Below are 19,385 nucleotides of genomic sequence, written 5' to 3'. Positions count from 1 at the left end.
CGCCGGGCCGGCTTTGCCGGACGGCCAGTGCCGCCCCCCCTGGGGGGGGTAGCGCGAAGCGCTGCGGGGGGGCTTACTCCCTTGGCTCGCCGTCCCGGTTCACGGTGACGCTGCGGCCGGGAGGCGAGAGCATCTGTGCGCGGTGCGTGATACCGCGGAAGCGGTAGGTCACGTCCCAGTAGGCGGGTTCGCTGCTGGCGTTGACGGTGCTGCAGCGTTGCACGTCCTGCGTGCTCACCGGGTTGCCGTAGCGGTCGCGGCCCACCTGGGAGCCGATGGCCGCACCCGCCACCACACCGCCTGCCGTGGCCAGATCCCGACCACTGCCGCCACCGATCTGGTGACCGATCACGCCGCCGATGACGGCGCCGACCAGCGCACCTCCGACATTGGGCGCGGGGCGCTGCTGCATGACCTGTTCGCGTTCGATCCAGCAGCGCTGCTGGGACTGGCCCATCACGGCGCGGACCGACAGCACCTCGGCCTCAAACAAGCGCTCGTTCTGGCGGCGGCGGAAGTCGCGCCGCTCTTCACGCCGCTCTTCACGGGTCATTTCGCGCTGGCTCGGGTAGGGCTGAACCTGCACCGGGGCCTGTGTCATCGGCTGCTGTTCGTAGACCGGGTAGGGCGCAACGCAGCCGACCAGGCCCAGCGTGGCGACGGCGGCCAGCGAGAGGGCTGTCTGCCGCAGGGAAAAACGGTGTGATGGATGTGTCATGGGATGTCCTTTGTGTGGGAAACGTTGCGGGTCGGACTTCAAGTTAGGGCCTTCAACGCGCCTTGTCTGTGCGCTGACGAACACCCGGGTGCCGTGCAAAGGACCGGTGTGTTCGGCGCCGCACAGACCGGGGAGCCGGCTGCGCATACAAGGGTTGACACGGAAGCCACAGCAGGCTTTCCCTCACCCGCTCACGGAGAAGACCATGTCCAAGATTCCTTCGATGTCCCCCAGCTGGGACACCTCTTCGTTTGGCCACCCGGCAGACTTCTCGGCGCTGGAGCGCACGGCGCTCGGTGATCACCTGGTCCATTGCGGCGCCCAGCGCGGACCCTTGCAGACCTTGCGCAGCGGCGCCGACGAACTCCAGGGGCTGCTGGCCGGGCGCGTGATCACGTCGGCGGTGGTGCTCACCCTGATGTTTGGCGGTTCCTGGCTCATGCTGTAAGTGGCGACCGCGCGCTTGCAAGCGCAGTGGGCCTGGGTACCGCAGAAGATCGAGCGCATGCTGGACGCCGCCCGCGGCGTCGCGCTCGAACCGATCCGCTCCGAGCTCTTTGGCGTTGCACGGTTTGAGCAGCACGGGCGCAGCCTGGGCGTATCGCACCGGGCGGGTCGGGCCGGCTTCGGCCAGGCCACGTTCTACCCGCGCCTGCAGAGCAACATCCGCAGCCTGCGTGCGGCTTACCAGTACATCGCGGTCGAGGCCCACGACGGCCACGACATCAGCCCGGCGGCCGAATGGCTGTTTGACAACTTCCACCTGATCGAAAGCCAGCTGCGGGAAATCCGCGAGGGCCTGCCGGCGCGTTATTACCGCTCGTTGCCGGTGCTGCAGGAGGCGCCGCTGGTGGGGCTGCCGCGCATCTACGGCGTGGCGTGGGCCTTTGTCGCCCACACCGACAGCGCCTTCGACGAAAGCCTGCTGGTCCACTTTCTGGACGCCTACCAGGACGCCCGCGAACTCAGCCAGGGCGAGCTGTGGGCGCTGCCCACCACGCTGCGCGTGGTGCTGGTGGAGAACCTGCGCCGCCTGGCCGACCGCATCGCCAGCCACAAGGCCGCGCGCGACCTCGCAAGCCTGTGCGCCAGCCGTGTCGACGAACTGTCGCTGGATGCGGTGGAGGACATGCACCTGCTCATGGAGCAGCGCGGTGTGGGCGATGTCTTTCTGTCCAACCTGGCGCAGAGCCTGGTGGGGCACGCCACCGCGGCCGGCGACTCGCCCATGGCGCAGGTGCGCCAGTGGCTGCACGGCGTGGTGCCCGACCTGGCCGCGCTGCAGACGCAGCACCACGCCGCGCAGGCCGCCGACCACCTGAGCGTGGGCAACGCCGTGACCGCGTTGCGCCTGATCGGCGCGGCCGACTGGCCCGGCATCGTGGCGCGCACCAGCCGCGTCGTCCGCGTCATGCTGCGCTCGCCGGTGTTCGAAGCCGAAGACGACGCCACGCGCGACACCACGCTGCACGGCATCGAGCGCCTGTCCACCCAGAGCGGGCAGGGCGAGGCCGCCGTGGCCGATGTGCTGCTGGGCCTGATGGACGCATCGACCGGCCCGGCCGAGCAGGCCGGCCACTGGCTGCGCGGCGAAGGCCGCGCCACGCTGGAGCAGGCGCTCGGCCTGAAGCACCGCGTGGCGGGCCTGTGGCGCTCGGTGGCGGGCTTCTCGCGCACGCCCACCTACCTCGGCGCCATGCTCTTGGGCACGCTGCTGCTGGTGGCCTGGCTGCTGCACCGGCCCGGCTGGCTGGACGCGGGCTGGCCGGTCCAGCTCGGCAGCGTGCTGGTGGGTCTGGTGATGCTGCTGCCCGCGTCCGAAGCCGTGGTGGCGGTGGTCAACCGCCTGATCGGCGAGTCGCTCCAGCCCGCGCACCTGCCGCGCCTGCTGCTGGCCGAGGGCATCCCGCCGATGGCCCGGGTGATGGTGGTGGTGCCGGCGCTGCTGAACCACCCGGCCGGCATCGCGCAGACGGTGCACCGCCTGCACCTGCACCACCTCGCCAACCCCGAAGCCCACGCCCAGTTCGCCCTGCTCAGCGACTGGTCCGATGCCGACACCGAACACCGGCCCGAAGACCAGGCCCTGCTGTCCCACGCCCAGAGCCATCTGGCGGCGCTCAACGCGCGTTACCCGGTGGCGCCGGGCAGCCCACCGCGTTTCCTGCTGCTGCACCGCGAGCGCAGCCCGAGCGCCACCCAGGGCCAGTGGCTGGGCTGGGAGCGCAAGCGCGGCAAGCTGGAGCAGCTGGTGGCCGCGCTGGCCACCGACACACCCGGGCCGTTCTTCGAGCTCGGCGAACTCTCGCGCATGGCGCCGCACACGCGCTACCTCTTCACGCTCGACAGCGACACCCAGCTGCCACCCGGGCGCCTGCGCACCCTGGTCGGCGTGGCCGAACACCCGGACAACCGGCCCCGGCTGGACGGGACCGGCCGCCGCGTGCTGCAGGGCTACGGCATCCTGCAGCCGCGCGTGGTGCCGCCGCTGGCGGGGGAGGGTGGGCGCACCGCCTGGCAATGGCTGTTCGACGGCCAGGCCGGCATCGACCCCTACAGCGCCATGAGCACCGACGCCTACCAGGACCTGTTTGGTGAAGGCAGCTTCACCGGCAAGGGCCTGCTGCACGTGGCCACGCTCCACGCCGTGCTGGGCGAACGCCTGCCGACGGAGCAGGTGCTCAGCCACGACCTGCTCGAAGGCGCCCTGGTGCGCTGCGCCGTGGTGACCGACGTGACCCTGATCGAGCCCGACCCCGACCACGCCGACGCCGCCGCTTCGCGCCTGCACCGCTGGGTGCGCGGCGACTGGCAGTTGCTGCCCTTCCTGCTGCGGTCGCGCCAATGGCCGCTGGGCACCATCAACCGCTGGAAACTCTTTGACAACCTGCGCCGCTCGCTGGTGGCGCCGGCCTGCCTGCTGCTCATCGCCCTGGCCATGGCGGGGCTGGGCCTGTCGCTGCCCGCGGCGCTCGCGCTCACGGTGGCCGCGCACGCGGCCGGCCCGCTCATGGGCGCGGTGGCGGGCTGGGTGCCGCGCCACTGGCGCCTGCTGGGCGAGCGTTATGCGGTCGCCGCGGCCAAGGACTTGCTGCGCGCGCTCGGCGGCGGGCTCTGGCACCTGGCGCTGCTGCCGCAGCAGGCGCTGCTCGCGCTCGACGCCGTGCTGCGCACCCTGCACCGGCTGGTGGTGAGCCGCCGCCACCTGCTCGAATGGACCACCGCCGAAGCGGCCCAGGCGGGGCTGGGCACCGGTCTGCCGGCCACGCTGTGGCGCCACCGCGCCGCGCCGTTGACCGCGCTGATCCTGGCGGGCGGCTTGTGGCTGCTCACACAGCCCCCCGGCGCGCTGGCGCTCGCCGTGCTCGCGCTGTGGGCGCTGGCGCCGCTGCTGGTGTGGTCGTGCAACAGGCCGTGGCCGCGTCGCCGCTCCACGCTGGCCGCGGCCGACCGCGACCTGCTCGAAGGCGTGGCGCGCGACACCTGGCGCCTGTTCGAGCGCTGCGTGGACACCGACAACCACCACCTGCCACCCGACAACCTGCAGACCTCGCCCTACGAGATGGTGGCGCACCGCACCTCGCCCACCAACATCGGCCTCTATTTGCTCAGCACCGCCTGCGCGCGCCAGTTCGGCTGGATCGGCACGCAGGACCTGCTGACGCGGCTGGAAGCCACGCTTGCCACCTTGCAGCAGATGGAGCGCCACCGCGGCCATTTCCTGAACTGGTACGACACCCGGACCCTGCAGGCGCTGCCGCCGCGCTACGTGTCCACGGTGGACAGCGGCAACCTCTGCGCGCACCTGCTCGCCGTCGCCCAGGCCTGCACCGAGCTGGCCCGCGATCCCCACACCGCGCTGGCCAGCGCCGGGGCGCTGCGCCTGTCGCGCCAGCGGCTGCAGCCGCGCCTGGGTTTGCTGCAAACCCTGCTGCACCGGCCCCTGGCGCAGAGCGCCATCGGCCGGCTGCTGGAGACCGCCGCGCCCGAACCCTGTGAGGCCGCGGCCTGCGCCGCCTTCCTCGCCCTGGTGCAGGAAGCCCGGCACGAACTCGGCGACCTGACGCAGGCGCGCAACCCGGCCATCGTCAGCCACGTCACCACACCGCAGGACGAGCTGGTCTGGCTGCTCACCGACCACCTGGCCACGCTGCACTCGGCCAGCCACGACGCCGCCGCGGTGGGCGCGGGCAGCAGCGAGCGCGCCACCGGGCGCCTGCTCGAACTCGCCGCCGCGCTGGAGGCACTGGCCTGGGCGCCGGACTTCCGCTTTCTCTACAGCCCCAAGCGCCACCTGCTGCACATCGGCTACCGGATTGACGAGCAGCAGCTCGACGCCAGTTATTACGACTTGTTGGCTTCGGAATCGCGCAGCACCAGCCTGTTCGCCATCGCCAAGGGCGACCTGCCGGTGCGCCACTGGGCGGCGCTGGGCCGGCCGTTTTTTGCCAGCGGTCGGCACGCCGTGCTGCGCTCCTGGTCGGGCTCGATGTTCGAGTACCTGATGCCCTCGCTGGTGGTCGCCGAACCGCGCGGCAGCGCGCTGCGCGAAGCCGGGCAATCGGCGGTGCTGGAGCAGGTGGCCTTCGTGCACGGCTCGCCCATGCCCTGGGGCATTTCCGAAAGCGCCTACGCCGGGCAGGACCATACCCTGGCCTACCAGTACGCGCCGCAGGGTGTGCCGCGCCTGGCGCTGCGCCGCACGCCGGTGGCCGAACGTGTGATCGCGCCCTACGCCACCGTGCTCGCAACCCAGGTGGACGCCGGCCTGGCCTGCGACAACCTGCGGCGTCTCGCGGCGCTGTCGGCGCGCGGGCGCTACGGCTTCTTCGAGGCGCTGGACTTCACCCCCGCGCGGCAGACCCACGGCGAGCGCTTCACCGTGGTCCACACCTTCATGGCGCACCACCAGGGCATGAGCCTGGTAGCACTGGCCAATGTGCTGCGTGCTGGCGTGGCGCAGCGCTGGGGCATGGCGCATCCGCGCATGGAAGCCGTGAGTTCGCTGCTGCACGAGCGCGCGCCGCGCGAACTGCCCGCGCTGCTGGCGCCGCTGCGGTTGCCGCTGCAGGCCTGGCAACGCCGCGCGCCGGACCACGTGCGCACGCTCGCCCCGGGCGCGCTGGCGCTGGAACCCACGCACCTGCTGGGCAACGGACGCTACAGCGTCACGCTGCGCGCCAACGGCGCCGGCTGGAGCCGCTGGGGCCAGACCGGCATCACGCGCTGGCGCGACGACGCGCTGCGCGACGCCTGCGGCGCCTTCGTCTACCTGCGCCTGGACCCGGCGGGCGCCCCGGTGTCGGTCACGCGCCACCCGGCGCCCGACCCCCAGGCGGTCTACAGCTGCCGCTTTCACACCGACCGCGTGTGTTTCGACGCGCTCTGGCCCGAGCTGCGCGTCAACACCACGGTCTGGGTCAGCCCGGAAGACGACGTCGAACTGCGCAAGGTGGTGCTGTCCAACCTGAGCGATCAGACCATCGAGCTGGAGCTGATTTCCGCGCTCGACGTGACCCTGGCCAGCCACGCCGCCGACGAGGCCCACCCGGCGTTCTCCAACCTGTTTGTGAAGACCGACTGGCTGCCCGAGCAGCAGGCGCTGCGCTGCGTGCGCGCGCCGCGCCTGGTGACCGAGCAAGCCATGCAGGCGGCGCATTTTGTCGCCGACACCGAGGGCGATGTGCTGGGGCTGCGCTGCCAGACCGACCGCCTGCGCTGGCTCGGCCGCCACCACACGCCGGCCCAGCCGCTGGCGCAGATGGACCCGGTGCCGCTGGCGGCCGGCCCGCTGGAGACCGGGCTGGACCCGGTGGCCGCGCTGGGCGTGCGGCTGCGCATCGAGCCGGGCGCTCAGGCCTGCGTGACCTTCGCCACCGCCGCCAGCGACGACGCGGTCACGCTGCGCGCCGTGATCGACAAGTACCGCCAGCCCAGCTACGTGGCGCGCTCCTCGGTGATGTCGGCCACGCTGGCCGGCATCCCGGCGGTGCCGCACCGCCCGCGCACCGACTACCTGCCCGCGCTGCACGCCCTGACCACCGCCCTGGTGCTGACGCTGCCGAAGATGGACCCGCCCGCCGCCGACCCCGCGGGCGCGCCGCGGCAGCGCAGCGACCGGCGCCTGCTCTGGCCGCTGGGCCTCTCGGGCGACCGGCCGCTGCTGCTGGTGCACGCCGGTTCACCGCAGGGCCTGGGCCTGCTGCGCGTGCTGGCGCTGGTGCTGCGCGAGTGGTCGCGCGCCGGCGTGGCCTGTGATCTGGTGGTGCTCAGCCACGAGGCGCACTCGTACCACATGCCGCTGCAGCGCGAACTCACCCTGCTGCTCGAACAGCACGCGGCCGACCTGCAGGCCCGCCCCGGCCCGGCCGTGACCGGCCTGCACCTGCTGCGCGCGGACGAGCTGTCGGCCGAACAGATCATCACGCTGCGAAATCTGGCGCGCGTGCAGCTGCAGGCCGACGGGCAGGCCCTGCTGCACCAGGTGCGCGCCTGGTGCGATCGCCACGAATCGGTGGGAGCCGATGCCTGGCGTGGAGCGTCTGCCGGTTCGGACCCGGTGCCATTGCGTCTGGGCGAGGTCGCGCCAGCGCCGGCCGAGGGCGTGTTCGCGGGCGACATCGGCGCCTTCGCCTTCGAAGCCAGCGCCACGGAGGCGCCGCCGCGGCCCTGGTGCAACGTGCTGGCCAATCCCGGTTTCGGCGCGCTGGTGTCCGAGAGCGGCGGCGGCAACACCTGGGCGCTCAACAGCCGCCTGAACCAGCTCACCGCCTGGGCCAACGACCCGGTCGGCGACCCGCCGTCCGAATGTTTCCTGCTGCAGGACCGCCGCACGCGCGAGGTCTGGAGCCTGGCCCCGTCGGCCTGGGCCGCCGAAGGCATCACCTACCAGGTGGTGCACGGCCAGGGCCTCACCACCATCGACCACCGGCGCGGGCCGCTGGCCGCTTCGGTGAGCTGGAGTGTCGATGCCGACACCGCGGTCAAGCAGGTGCGCATCCGGTTGCGCAACCACGGCGGCGGCAAGGCCCACCTGCGCATCATCGGCCTGGTGGAGTGGATGATGGGCGAGAAGCGCAGCGACCGCGGCAGCCTGCTGAGCCAGCCGACTTTCGTGAGCCCACCGGGCACGGGACTGATCGGACTGTTGTGCACCCAGACCGAGGCCGCGGGCGGTTTTGGCGGGGGCACCGCCTTCTTCTGCGAATCGCACGAGGGCGTGCACGACCCCGAGGGCCTGGACTGGACCTGCGACCGCCGGGCCTTCTTCGACCGGCAGGGCCAGCTGGTGCTGCCGCAGCGCCTGGGGCAGCGCAGCGGCTTCGGGCTGGACCCGTGCGCCGCGCTGGCGCGGCCGGTCACGTTGCGCCCCGGCGCGTCGCTCGACCAGGTCTTTCTGATCGGCTACGCGCCCGACCCCGAGGCGGCACGAGCGCTCATGCGCCAGGCCACCACCACCAACGCCCGCGAGCGCGAACGCCGCACCCGCGCGCGCTGGGACACGCTGCTGGGCGCGACCCAGGTGAGCACACCCGATCCGCTCTTTGACGCGCTTGTCAACCGCTGGCTGCTCTACCAGACCGTGTCCTCGCGCCTGTGGGCCAAGGCCGGCTTCTACCAGGCCGGCGGCGCCACCGGCTACCGCGACCAGCTGCAGGACGCGATGGCGCTGGTGGGGGCCGACCCGGCGATCCTGCGCGCGCAGATCGTGCTCTGCGCCTCGCGCCAGTTCGAGGCCGGCGACGTGCAGCACTGGTGGCATGCGCCGGGCGGCGCTGGCGTGCGCACGCATTTCTCCGACGACCTGTTGTGGCTGCCGCTGGCCACCTCGCACTACCTGAACGCCACCGGCGACTCCGCCCTGCTGGACGAAGCGGTGCACTTTCTCGACGGCCCGCCGGTGCCCGAGGGCGCGGAAGACCGCTACGACACGCCCGGCATCAGCGCCGAGAGCGCCAGCGTCTACGAACACGGCGCACGCGCCATCGACCGCAGCCTGCCGGTGGGCGCCCACGGCCTGCCGCTGATGGGCAGCGGCGACTGGAACGACGGCATGAACCGCGTCGGCAGCGAAGGGCGTGGCGAGTCGGTCTGGCTGGCCTGGTTCCTGTGCAGCATCGTGATCGCCTGGCTGCCGCTGGCGCGGGCTCGCGGCGAACGCGACCGGGCGCGCGCCTGGGAAGCCGCGCTGGCCGGCTGGCGCGTCGCGCTGGGCAGCGAAGCCTGGGACGGCGCCTGGTTCAAGCGCGCCTTCTTCGACGACGGCAGCGCGCTCGGTTCGTCCACGCAGGCCGAGGCCCGCATCGACCTGATCGCGCAGGCCTGGAGCGTGCTCTCGGACCAGACCTCGCCCGAGCGCCAGCGCCAGGCGATGGACGCGGTGGAGGCGCAGCTGGTGGACCCGGCGCACGGCCTGATCCGCCTGCTGGACCCGCCGCTGCAACACGCCCAGCCCAGCGCCGGCTACATCCAGGCCTATCCGCCGGGGGTGCGCGAAAACGGGGGGCAATACGCTCACGCCGGCGTCTGGGCCCTGATGGCCGCGGCCACGCTGGCGCAGCGCGAGCCCGGCAACACCGCTTCCCAGGACACGCCTTACCGCTACTTCACTTACCTGAGCCCGGCACACCGCGCAGAACACCCCGACTGGGGGCCGCGCTACGGCGTGGAGCCCTATGTGATGGCGGCCGATGTCTACAGCCAGCCGCCCTACGAAGGCCGTGGCGGCTGGAGCTGGTACACGGGGGCCGCGGGCTGGCTGCACCGGGCTGCGCTGGGGTCCATCCTGGGCCTGGAGATCAGTGCCGAGGAGCTGTTTTTCACCCCCTGCCTGCCTTCGCACTGGCCACGGGTCGAGCTGGCGCTGGTGCGTGACGGCCGCCACATGCGCTTTTTGCTGGTGCGCGGCGTTGCCATGGCGGCGCTGGCCGAGTGCACCGAGCCGCATGCCCAGCTGCTGGCCGTGGGCGAACGCCTGCGCTGGACCGATCTGCCACAAAGCAGCTGTTTTGTGGTGCCGCTGCCGCCAGGAACCTGAAAGCACAAGGTTTGCAGCCACATGGTGCGGGCGCTCCAGGCGTCTGTGCGTATGTACGCCATCGAACAGACAAAAACCCTCTACTTATGTACGCTACCAAACACAGACTCCTGTGCGGTTCAATATGCGCGCAATCTGTCACACCGGCCGTTCTGGGACCGAAAACAACATCCACCACTGGGATATCAACGATGGAAATTGCAACGGAACAGTCTGCCAACCTACTGCTGGCCTCTTTGCCTGCGTCCGAATGGCAGCGCATCAGTCCGCTGCTGGAGGCGGTCGACCTGCCGCTGGGCATGGTGCTGTACGAGTCGGGCAGCAAGATGAGCCACGTGTACTTCCCCACCAACGCCATCATCTCGCTGCTGTACGTGATGGAAGACGGGGCTTCGGCAGAGATCGCGGTGGTGGGCAACGAGGGCCTGGTCGGCATCGCCCTGTTCATGGGCGGTGAGACCACGCCCAGCCGCGCCGTGGTGCAGAGCGCGGGCCAGGGCTACCGCCTGCGCGCGGCCGACATCAAGGAAGAATTCAACCGCTCCGGCCCGGTGCTGCACCTGCTGCTGCGCTACACCCAGGCACTGATCACCCAGATGGCGCAGACGGCGGTGTGCAACCGCCACCATTCGCTGGACCAGCAGCTCTGCCGCTGGCTGCTGCTGAGCCTGGACCGCCTGAGCGGCAACGAGCTGGTGATGACACAGGAACTGATCGCCAACATGCTCGGCGTGCGCCGCGAAGGCGTCACCGAGGCTGCGCTCAAGCTGCAGAAGCTCGGTCTCATCCGCTACGCGCGGGGTCACATCACCGTGATGGACCGCGAGGCGCTGGAAGGCCGCGTCTGCGAGTGTTACGCGGTGGTGAAAAAAGAATACGACCGGCTGCTGCCCAGCCGCCTGGCAGCCTGAAACAAGACACCCCCGCAGCGCTTCGCGCTACTCTCAAGGGGACGGCACTGGCCGTCCGGCAAAGCCGGCCCGGCGGTGCCTTGGGTCGCACCGTTTCATGCCTCGGTGCAACACGCCGGCGCCATGGACAAGGACGATGCCCCAAGGGCTCTCACTCCCACGCCAGTTCGAGTTCCTGGCCCGCGCCACGCGCGGTGACGATCCAGTTCGGGCCGTCCTGGCGCACCGTGGCTTCGCCTTTCACGATCTTGAACGCCGGTGTTCCACCCTTCGGAAACACCCAGCTGATCTGGTCCAGGCTGGCGCTGCTGCGGGCGGTCAGTCCACCGCTGCGGCCATCGACCCGGGTGAGCTGCCACTGCGCGAGCTCGCGCCGGCTCATGAAATCCGCGAGCTGCTCCATCGTGTACCAGCGAAAACGCCCCAGCACGCTCAGGCGCCGGGCTTCCGCCATCAGCACGTCGAGCGTGGCCAGGTGCTCGGTGGCAGCCGGCGGGTGGAAGTAGAACAGGCGGGCCACGTGCCGGTCGGTCACGTAGCGCGTGAGGTTGCCGAGGTAGTTGGCCATGTCCTCGGTGGTGACTGTCGAGTCTTCGTCGCCCAGTTCCTCGAAGGTGGCCACGCGCAGGTAGCTGGAGATCGGGAAGGCCCAGAGGTCGGACGGATCGGCGCGGCGGCCCTGGTCGAAGGAGCGCGTGGGACCCAGACCGTTGTCGCCGGTGAAGTAGTAGCCCTTGAAGCCTTCGCGCCGCAGCCATTCGGTTGCCCAGCGCGGCTGGTTGCCCATGGGTGCCGAGTAGCTGCGGGGTACGGTGCCGGTCGCGGCGCTCACGCTGGTGTGGTTCAACGCCAGAAAAGGTTCGAAGCGATCGCGGTTGCCGTCGTTGGCACCCAGGCCGAACACGTTGTGGATCCAGCCGCCGTGGTTGCCCACCTCGTGCCCGTGCGCGACCTGGCGCTTGAGGAACGCCTGCATCTCCGGGGTGGTGTTCAGGTTCATCCCCAGACCGTCGCCTTCGAGGTAGGTGTCGGGGCCGGCCGTGACGTGGATCGAAAACGGGCCCTGCTCCCGCAGCCAGCCGGCCCGCTCCAGGACCAGCAGGGGCTGCTGCGCGGCGTTGGAGTCCACATGCAGGTTGAGGACCAGGCCGCCGATCGCGTCGGGCACGGGCGACAGGTGGGGCTGTTGCAGCAGGTCGTTGGCAAAGTAACTCAGCAGGCGGTGCAGCAGGTAGGCGTCGGTGCGGGTCTTGAGGTAGCCCAGCGGCAGGTTGGCGAACAGCACCGTGCCTTTGCCAAAGCTGTGCTTCGACACGATGGTGTCGCCCTGCGCCGAGACCAGCATCGGGGTCGCGCCTTGCGGGGCCCCGGTGCGGAAATGGCTGTAGTTCAGGCGGGGGTAGCCGTAGGTGGTCAGTTCTCCCAGTGACCGCTGGGGCGAGGTCTTGAAGTCCAGTTTGCCGGGCTGAAAACCCAGGGTTTTTTCGTGGTCACGGCTGCCGTACACCGGACCCAGGGCCGTGGTCTTGTCTTTCAGTGCCTCGTACATCGCATAGGACACGCCGGCCAGACCGGACAGGCGCGACTGGGCTGCCGCGTAGTGGCCGTTCTGGGTGTCGAGCAGGGCGGCATCGAAGGTGATGAACAGGTGGCCGCCGTCCTTGACATAGCTGTGCAGCTGGTTCACCAGCAGCTCGGACGCCTGCGGGTGTACGGTGTCGGGCAGGATCACGCCCGCGATGCTGCGGCGGTCGCCGCCGTAGCGCAGGAAAGCGTCGTCGGTCATGGCGACCACCGACAGGCCTTCTTCGCTCGCCGCGTCCAGCCAGGCCTGGGTGACCGGCCGCGTCAGCGCCGTCTCGTCGGGTACCAGGAGCACGATGGCCGAACCGGTCTTCAGCGAGGCCTGGTAGAGCGCCGCCAGGCCGCCGAGCAGCAGCAGCGCGACCAGCACCACCCAGGCCCGTCCGGGGATGGCTTTGAACAGCCGCTTCACCGCGCCACTCCAGGGTCTGCCGAGCCCAGCGCCAGGGGCGAAACCCGGCTGGCCAGCCACGAGTAGAGGGCCACGAACACCATCAGGTCCAGCACGGCGCCAAAGCACAGGTACAGCAGCGGCATGTAGAGCGCCGAGAAGTGCTGCACCACCACCGCGTGCAGCAGGGCTTTGTGTGGCAGCATGAGCGCGAAATACGCGAGCATGAGCACCGGGTACAGCAGTTTCTGGTGCAGCGGGACCCGCAGCACGCCCCAGCCCAGCGCCAGCAGCGGCGGAATGGCCAGCATCAGGTAGTAGCCGGCGTTGAGCATGGACGCGAGGTGTCCGGTCATGCTGTAGGGGAAGTTCGTGGGCACGAACATGAAAAACAGCAAGGCGCTGGCCTGCACCACACAGAGCAGGCGCACCAGGTATTTCAGCGGCACCTGGCGGTCGCTCATCCACCAGGTGCTGGCGAATGCGCCGATCACCAGCGCGGCAGAGATCACGCCGGTGGAGGGGCTGGGCACCAGCGCGCCGGCGTAGCTGGCGAGCCACTCCAGCGACTCGGTGTCACCGGTTCGCACCAGCCCCAGCGGCAGGGCCAGGCGCTCGCTCCACCACAGGATCACGCTGTGCCAGAAACCCATCAGCCAGGGTTTGGCGGCCACCAGCGCCGCGCAAGGCAGTGCGGCCATCAGCAGCAGCTCCAACGCCGTGCGCGGGGTCATGCGCAGGCGGGAGCTGGCTTCGGAGGGCACGCCAGCGCCGCTGCGGGCTTCCTCCAGCCGGGCCGTGGCGGCCTGGATCGCTTCGCGCTGGGCTCGCCCGAGGGACAGTTGTCGGGCTGGGTTCACGGCAGTTCCCAGAACAGGGCCAGGGTGGCGCCTTTGCGGTTGTAGTAGGGGTTGCTGTATTGCTCCACGCCGCCCGAGATGCCCCAGTCGGCGCCAAGCCAGTGGCGCACGTTCAGGCTGGTCTGCTTGCTTTTGAAGTTGACCAGCGACGCGCCGGCGCCGATGGACTGGTAGCCCTCGGTGCCCCAGGCGTGGCGCGCGGTAACCTGGGTCTGCTGGTCGCGGCCCCAGGTGACCGCGACGAACTGCTGGCGCGTGTTCACGCTGCCCGGGCGGCTGTTGTTGAAGCGCACCTCGCCCTGCACGATCCAGGGTTCGCTGAAGTAGTAGGTGGCGCCCAGGCTGGCGCTGCGGTCGTTGTGGCCATCGGGCGCGCTGTAGTAACCCGCACCGAGCGTGGCGATGAGGTTGCGGTCGGTCAGCAGCTTGCGGTTGATGAAACCGTCCACCCGCGCTCTCGGGAGGTAGGACGCGCCGTCACCCGCACCCACCGACAGGCTGCCGAACCAGTCGGGGTTGAATTCGTAGGTGTCGCCCAGGCCGATGAAGTTGCCGGACTCGCCGAAGCGGCGCATGGTGGCGAACTCGCCCTGCCACACATGCGCACCGATGGCGCGCGAACCCCGCACACCCACCTCCTGCCAGTCGCCGAGACCAGCGCTGAGGCGGTGTGCGCTGGTGTAGAGCATCAGCTGGGTGTTTTTCACCTCGGGGTCCTGCGCCGCTGCCGGTTCGGGAACGGTGGGCAGCGATGGCGCAACCATCGCTGGTGCCAGCGGTGTGGCCTGGGCCAGCGGCCCGGTGTCGGTCGGGGCTTCGACGGCCCCGGTCACGGCCTGGGCGCGCGCGGGGAGCGAGAGCGCCGCGGCCGCCGCGAGCACAGACAGCGTGAGCCAGGCCGCAGCGACGCGGCGGTAGCGCAGGGAGTGGATGGAAAGGCGGGCGGGTGCCGCACCGAAGACGGGCTGTCGGACAAGTGTGGTTTTCATAGGAGCTCCTCGGATGTTCAGGCGGGCTGGGACAGGATGTCGGCGATGCGTTGCGCCGAGCGGCCGTCGCCAAAGGGGCTGGTGGTGAGCTGCATGGCGCGGTAGATCGCGTCCTGCGTCAACAGGGCCGAGGCGGCGTCGACGATGCGTTCGGTGTCGGTGCCGACCAGCCGGGCGCCACCGGCCTGCACCAGCTCCTGGCGCTCGGTGCTGTCGCGTGCGATCAGCACGGGCCGCGCCAGGGCGGAGGCTTCTTCCTGGATGCCACCGGAATCGGTCAGGGTGAAGTGGCATTGCGCCAGCACCGAGATCAGCGCCGGGTAGTCCAGCGGGTCGGTCAGGAAGCAGCGCCGCCGGGTGGCGGCGTCCAGGCCGCTGAACACCGACTCGACGTCGTGGCGAACGGTCGGGTTGGGGTGGATCGGCCAGACCACGATCAGGTCGGGGTGCTGTTGCAGCAGCTGCCCGACGGCGTGGGCGATGTTGCGGATCGGCTGGCCCCAGTTCTCGCGCCGGTGCGCGGTCACCAGCAGCATGCGCGAGGTGGGGTGCGCCGCCAGGAAGTTGCGCAGTGGCGAGGGCAGGGCGGTGGTGGCGTCGAAGCCGTCGCTGGCCATGTGCTCGCGCACCCAGAGCGCGGTGTCGATCACGGTGTTGCCCACCAGGTGCACGCGCTGCGGCGCGATGCCTTCGCGCAGCAGGTTGTCGCGCGACTGCTCGGTGGGCGGGAAATGCCAGTGCGCCAGCCGGCCGATGAGTTCGCGGTTCTTCTCTTCGGGGAAGGGCTCGCGCTCGCCGGTGCGCAGCCCGGCCTCGATGTGGGCCACGGGGCGGTTGTGGTAGTAGCCGGCCATGGCGCCGACCAGGGCCGAACTGGTGTCGCCCTGGACCAGCACCACATCGGGCTTGGTTTCGCCGATCACACGGTCCACGCTGTCGAGCAGCTCGGCCGTGAGGTTGCCGAGCCGGGGCGAGGTGCGCTGCAGCTGGATCTGCAGGTCCGGGCCCATGTCGAAGAAACGGTAGAGCACATGCGCCATGGCCTCGTGCTGCCCGGTGTGCAACACCAGCATGCGGTCACCGCGGGCTTTGAGCACCCGGTGCAACGAGGCCATCTTGATGATTTCGGGGCGTGTGCCGATGCAGGCGAGGTAGGTGGTCATGAGCAGTTCTTCTCAACGGGTTGGTCGGTGATGCCCTTGGCCTTCAGGACCTGGTGGACCACTTCGTCGGTGACGGTCCAGTGCGAGCTGTGGCGGGCGGGCAGGGTCTTCTGGTGCCAGCAGCGCACCGAGGCCAGATCGCCTTGCCGCAAGGACACGCTGGCGATCAGTCCCCAGGCGAAATCGCCTTCGACCTGCTTGAGCCATTCGGCGCGGTGGTCTTTGATCCAGCGCTTGTAGTGCGCCTTGGCGCCGCCCGGGATGTGCGGGAAGTTCACGGTGTGGGGAAAGATCTGCGCCACCGCGTCGGGGTAGAACTTGTGCTCCGTGGTCTTCTGCTCGGGCTGGGTGGACACGTGGTAGCGCTTCTGCGCGGGGTCCCAGAACACGTGCTGGATGGAGGCGCCGAACGACGGCCGGGCCTTGTTCTGCGTGGCGGCGTGCGCGGGCTGGTAGGTCCACACCTCCAGGTTGTCCATGAACAGGCCGTGCATGTAGACCGGCGACACCAGGTAGACCCCGGTGGGCGGGCTCACCAGTCGCGCCAGGGCGGCGCTGGCCGCGGCATGGCTTTTGACCATGGCCGGCTCGCGCCGGGTCTCGGCAGGCAGCGTCTCGACGAACTTCAGCCACAGCGCCAGCAGCGAGTCGTCGGCGTCGGCGGTCTTGCAGGCCAGCCAGACCGCGTCGGTGCGGCAGAAACGGTCGAAGGTGGCATCGGGCTTCTGCCGCGCCAGCAGCCATTTCGCCCAGGGCAGGGCCACGGCGCTGGTGTCCAGGCCCAGTTCCTGCGCGAGCAGCAAGGCCTGCAGGGTGAAGTAGGGGTCGACGGTGCCGCCCTTGTGCTGGATGGTGATGGCGCCGGAGCCGTCGGTGTAACCGGTGAGGTCCAGCGTGGCGGCCTGGCCGGCGCCGGCGCAGGCCAGGGTGCTCAGCGACAGCGCCAGGGTGCTTGCCAGCGAAAAGTGGCGTGTGGAATTCAATGGGTTGACCTTCATGTTTCGGATAGCGGAGGAAGCTCCCTTCGGAGCGGTCGTGCGGAGGCTCACTGGAATACCCTCCGTGCTGCGCACTGCGGGGCTGAGCGCCTTCGGAACGGCCGGGCGGCGCTCATGTTGTCCCCCACACCAGACCGGCCTGCGCGGCACAGACTGAGCCGTGGGCCAGCACGCCGTTGTCGGCCAGGATCACGTTGGCGCTGACGCTGGTGGGCGCGCGCAGGCTGCCCAGGTGCACACCGGCACCCAGTTGCAGCAGCGATTCGGACACCAGCGGACCGCCGATGACGGCTTCGTTGAACACGCGGATGCCGTTGTCGGAAAACACGCCACCGGTCACATGGGCACGCTCGCCGATCACCACGCCTTTGTGGGCCTTCACGTCGCCCTCCACCAGCGCGTCGGCGCCGATGGACAGCACGCCGGTGACCACCAGCGATCCGGTGAAATGCCGGCCTTTCTGGATCACACAATCGCCCTCGATGCGCCAGCCCTGACGGCCCCAGGGCCGGGCCCCGGGCAGGGGCTCATGGGGGGGCAGCGCGGGTCGGCTGCGGTGGTCCCGGGTGCCCGGCTGGCCGAACACGATCACTGGCGCCTGCACCCGCTCGAAACAGCAGGCCCAGGCCAGCGAGACGCCGTGCTCCGAACTCAGGTCGCGCGCGACCACGCTGGACTCGCCCAGCAGCAGGGTCTTTTCGGCGTGGGCCCAGCCGCGCACCCGGCTGCGGGGCCCGAGCACCAGGTGCCCGTCGGCCAGCACGTCCGTGAGATCGCTGCTTTCGCGCAGCTGCAGGTCGTCGGCGGCATAGACCGGCCAGCGGCTCTGGATGCCGTGATCGGCGTGGGAGGTGCGCGAAACGAAGACCGGTCGCTGCGGGCCGGGCGCCTGGGGCTCTACACCCCGAACCAGGGCCTGTTCCAGGGACTCGTAGGCCAGGGGATCGCCGCTTCCGAGCAGGGTCGCCATCTGTTGCCGCAACAGGCGCAGCAGGCTGGCCTGGTTGTCGTCGCCGACGGCCATGCGCAGCACCTGGCGATCGGTCGGGCGCAGCCACTCGCGCCAGGCCGGGATGAACGGCGGCAGCAGCAGGCCGGCGCAGAGCAGGAGAAAGACCAGCAGGAGGATGTCGGGGCCCGCGCTCATTGGCCCACCTCCGACTTCCGGTAGCGCAGGGTTTTGTGCCAGACCATTTCGCGGCCGAACAGGCGGTCGGTCATGGATTCGAACAGCGCCTGTGAGATGGAGAACAGGCTGACGAAAAAACACAGCAGGTTGATCGGCAGCAGGCGGATGCGGCGTCGGTGGCCGTCGATCAGCACCGCCATCACGATCTCCAGAAAGGCCGCGAAGTTGCCCAGCGCGCCGTAGGCCACCAGGGCCATCAGCGGAATGAACACCGCCACCAGCGAGCCCGCGTTCAGGTAGTACAGCGCCAGCGCCAGCGACCAGCCCAGCAGCAGCAGCGGCGGCATCAGGAACACCAGCAGCAGCATCAGGCCGTCGATGCGCTCGCGCAGCGAGACAAAGGGGCTCTGGAGCAGCTGGCGCCAGTACCGGAACAGCACCTGGTTGTGGCCCTTGGCCCAGCGCCGCACCTGGCGCATGCGAACCGACCACTCTTCGGGCACTTCTTCGTAGCACTCGGCGCGGTTGTTGTAGACCGTCTTCCAGCCGTTGATGAGCAGTCGGAAGGTGATGTCGGTGTCTTCCGCCAGGGTGTCGTCGTGCCAGCCGCCCACGGCCTCCACCGCCGACAGGCGCACGCCGCCGACGGTGCCGCCGTACTGGGGCACGGCCTTCAGGTTCATGCGCGCCTGCTGGTCCACCTGGTAGCCGGCCGAGCGTTCCAGGTCGAGCAGGCGGGTCAGCAGGTTGGTGCCGGCGTTCACCGGCACCACGCGCCCCATCACGGCGCCCACTTCCGGGTCGAAGAAGGGCGCGGTCAGCTGCCGCAGCAGGCCCGGACCGGGTGTGTAGTCGGCGTCAAAAATGATGGCGATATCGCCCTCGGCCAACGCCATCGCCTCTTTGAGCGCAGCGGCCTTGCCCGGTTTGCCCCCGGTGCGGTGGAAGGGCACGATGCGTTCCGGGTAACGGATCGCATAGGTGTCGATGATGGCCTTGGTGCCGTCCTGCGAGCGGTCGTTGACCGGCACGATGCGGATGCGATCGGGCGGGTAGTCGGTGTCCAGCAGGGCGCCCAGGCAGCCGGCGATGACCTTCTCTTCGTTGTGCGCCGCGATGAACACCGTGATCTGCGGCCAGACGGCGGACTGGATGCCCGCGTAGGGGTAGCGCTGGCCGCCAAACAGGCGACTCAGGGTGAAGACGACGTGGCGCACGCCGTAGGTCGTCATCACCACCACGATCAGCCCCAGCACCAGCGCCAGTGCGAGCACGAACGGGCGCTCGGTCCATGACGCTGTCAGGGTCATGGCCGCGGCACTGGCGGCCGCCTGGCTGATGGGCTGCGCGTCGTCGGTGGGGAGTGCCTGCGCATGGGCTGCCAGCAGGGTGAAGGTGGTGGCGAGTCCGGCGGCCAGGCGGTGCGGCGGACCCGGGAGGAAAGCACGATGGGTTTGCACGGTGTGTTTCCTTTGAAATGAGGCCCGATTCTTGGTTGGGTGGCTGCAAAAGTCTGTACGTCAACGTACACAGTGGTGCGGGTCTATTTGTCCCTGCATGTACGGCAACGAACAGACCCCGGCGCAGCGGACCACTAGCCTGCGA

At 70.0% G+C, this 19,385-nt stretch carries 11 protein-coding genes; 3 read left to right on the top strand and 8 right to left on the bottom strand.

Features of this window, described 5'->3' with window-relative positions; translation table 11 throughout:
* Positions 1-73: 73 nt before the first annotated feature.
* Positions 74-718: a glycine zipper 2TM domain-containing protein gene (locus ACN5W5_RS13060; protein WP_420048936.1), complete on the bottom strand. Its 645-nt coding sequence runs from the start codon at positions 716-718 to the stop codon at positions 74-76.
* A 205-nt stretch (positions 719-923) separates the two neighbouring features.
* On the opposite strand from ACN5W5_RS13060, the gene ACN5W5_RS13055 reads away from it, so the two are divergent.
* From ACN5W5_RS13055 to ACN5W5_RS13045, 3 genes are all read left to right on the top strand, one after another.
* On the top strand, positions 924-1,166 hold the full coding sequence (locus tag ACN5W5_RS13055) for a hypothetical protein (RefSeq protein WP_420048935.1): 243 nt from the start codon (positions 924-926) through the stop codon (positions 1,164-1,166).
* A gap of 57 nt (positions 1,167-1,223) precedes the next feature.
* The gene (locus ACN5W5_RS13050) at positions 1,224-9,755 is read left to right on the top strand and encodes a GH36-type glycosyl hydrolase domain-containing protein (RefSeq protein WP_420049262.1); all 8,532 of its coding nucleotides are present in this window, start codon (positions 1,224-1,226) and stop codon (positions 9,753-9,755) included.
* A gap of 191 nt (positions 9,756-9,946) precedes the next feature.
* The gene (locus tag ACN5W5_RS13045; protein WP_420048934.1) at positions 9,947-10,666 is read left to right on the top strand and encodes a Crp/Fnr family transcriptional regulator; all 720 of its coding nucleotides are present in this window, start codon (positions 9,947-9,949) and stop codon (positions 10,664-10,666) included.
* 151 nt (positions 10,667-10,817) lie between these two features.
* Here ACN5W5_RS13045 and ACN5W5_RS13040 read toward each other — a convergent pair whose 3' ends face one another.
* From ACN5W5_RS13040 to ACN5W5_RS13010, 7 genes are all read right to left on the bottom strand, one after another.
* Entirely contained in the window at positions 10,818-12,662 is a 1,845-nt protein-coding gene (locus ACN5W5_RS13040; RefSeq protein ID WP_420048933.1) for a hypothetical protein, read from the bottom strand.
* Positions 12,659-13,501 carry a hypothetical protein gene (locus ACN5W5_RS13035; RefSeq protein WP_420048932.1) on the bottom strand — a complete coding sequence of 281 codons (843 nt, stop codon included), beginning with the start codon at positions 13,499-13,501 and terminating at the stop codon, positions 12,659-12,661. The genes ACN5W5_RS13040 and ACN5W5_RS13035 overlap by 4 nt, the downstream gene beginning before the upstream one ends.
* Positions 13,498-14,490, bottom strand: coding sequence for a YaiO family outer membrane beta-barrel protein (locus tag ACN5W5_RS13030; RefSeq protein WP_420048931.1), 993 nt, complete (start codon positions 14,488-14,490; stop codon positions 13,498-13,500). The genes ACN5W5_RS13035 and ACN5W5_RS13030 overlap by 4 nt, the downstream gene beginning before the upstream one ends.
* Before the next feature lie 17 nt (positions 14,491-14,507).
* Positions 14,508-15,653 (bottom strand): non-hydrolyzing UDP-N-acetylglucosamine 2-epimerase, encoded by a 1,146-nt coding sequence (wecB, locus tag ACN5W5_RS13025; RefSeq protein WP_420048930.1) that lies wholly within the window; start codon positions 15,651-15,653, stop codon positions 14,508-14,510.
* On the bottom strand, positions 15,650-16,636 hold the full coding sequence (locus ACN5W5_RS13020; RefSeq protein WP_420048929.1) for a hypothetical protein: 987 nt from the start codon (positions 16,634-16,636) through the stop codon (positions 15,650-15,652). Before ACN5W5_RS13020 ends, wecB begins: the two co-directional genes overlap by 4 nt.
* Before the next feature lie 127 nt (positions 16,637-16,763).
* Positions 16,764-17,798 carry a hypothetical protein gene (locus ACN5W5_RS13015; RefSeq protein ID WP_420048928.1) on the bottom strand — a complete coding sequence of 345 codons (1,035 nt, stop codon included), beginning with the start codon at positions 17,796-17,798 and terminating at the stop codon, positions 16,764-16,766.
* Positions 17,795-19,012, bottom strand: a complete 1,218-nt coding sequence (locus ACN5W5_RS13010; protein ID WP_420049261.1) for a glycosyltransferase family 2 protein — start codon at positions 19,010-19,012, stop codon at positions 17,795-17,797. Before ACN5W5_RS13010 ends, ACN5W5_RS13015 begins: the two co-directional genes overlap by 4 nt.
* Between the last annotated feature and the right edge of the window lie 373 nt (positions 19,013-19,385).

The organism is Hydrogenophaga sp. ZJX-1 (assembly GCF_048590325.1).
Lineage (GTDB): Bacteria > Pseudomonadota > Gammaproteobacteria > Burkholderiales > Burkholderiaceae_C > Hydrogenophaga.
The sequence above is the reverse complement of the archived record's forward strand: the minus strand, read 5'-3'. Positions and strand labels throughout refer to the sequence as shown.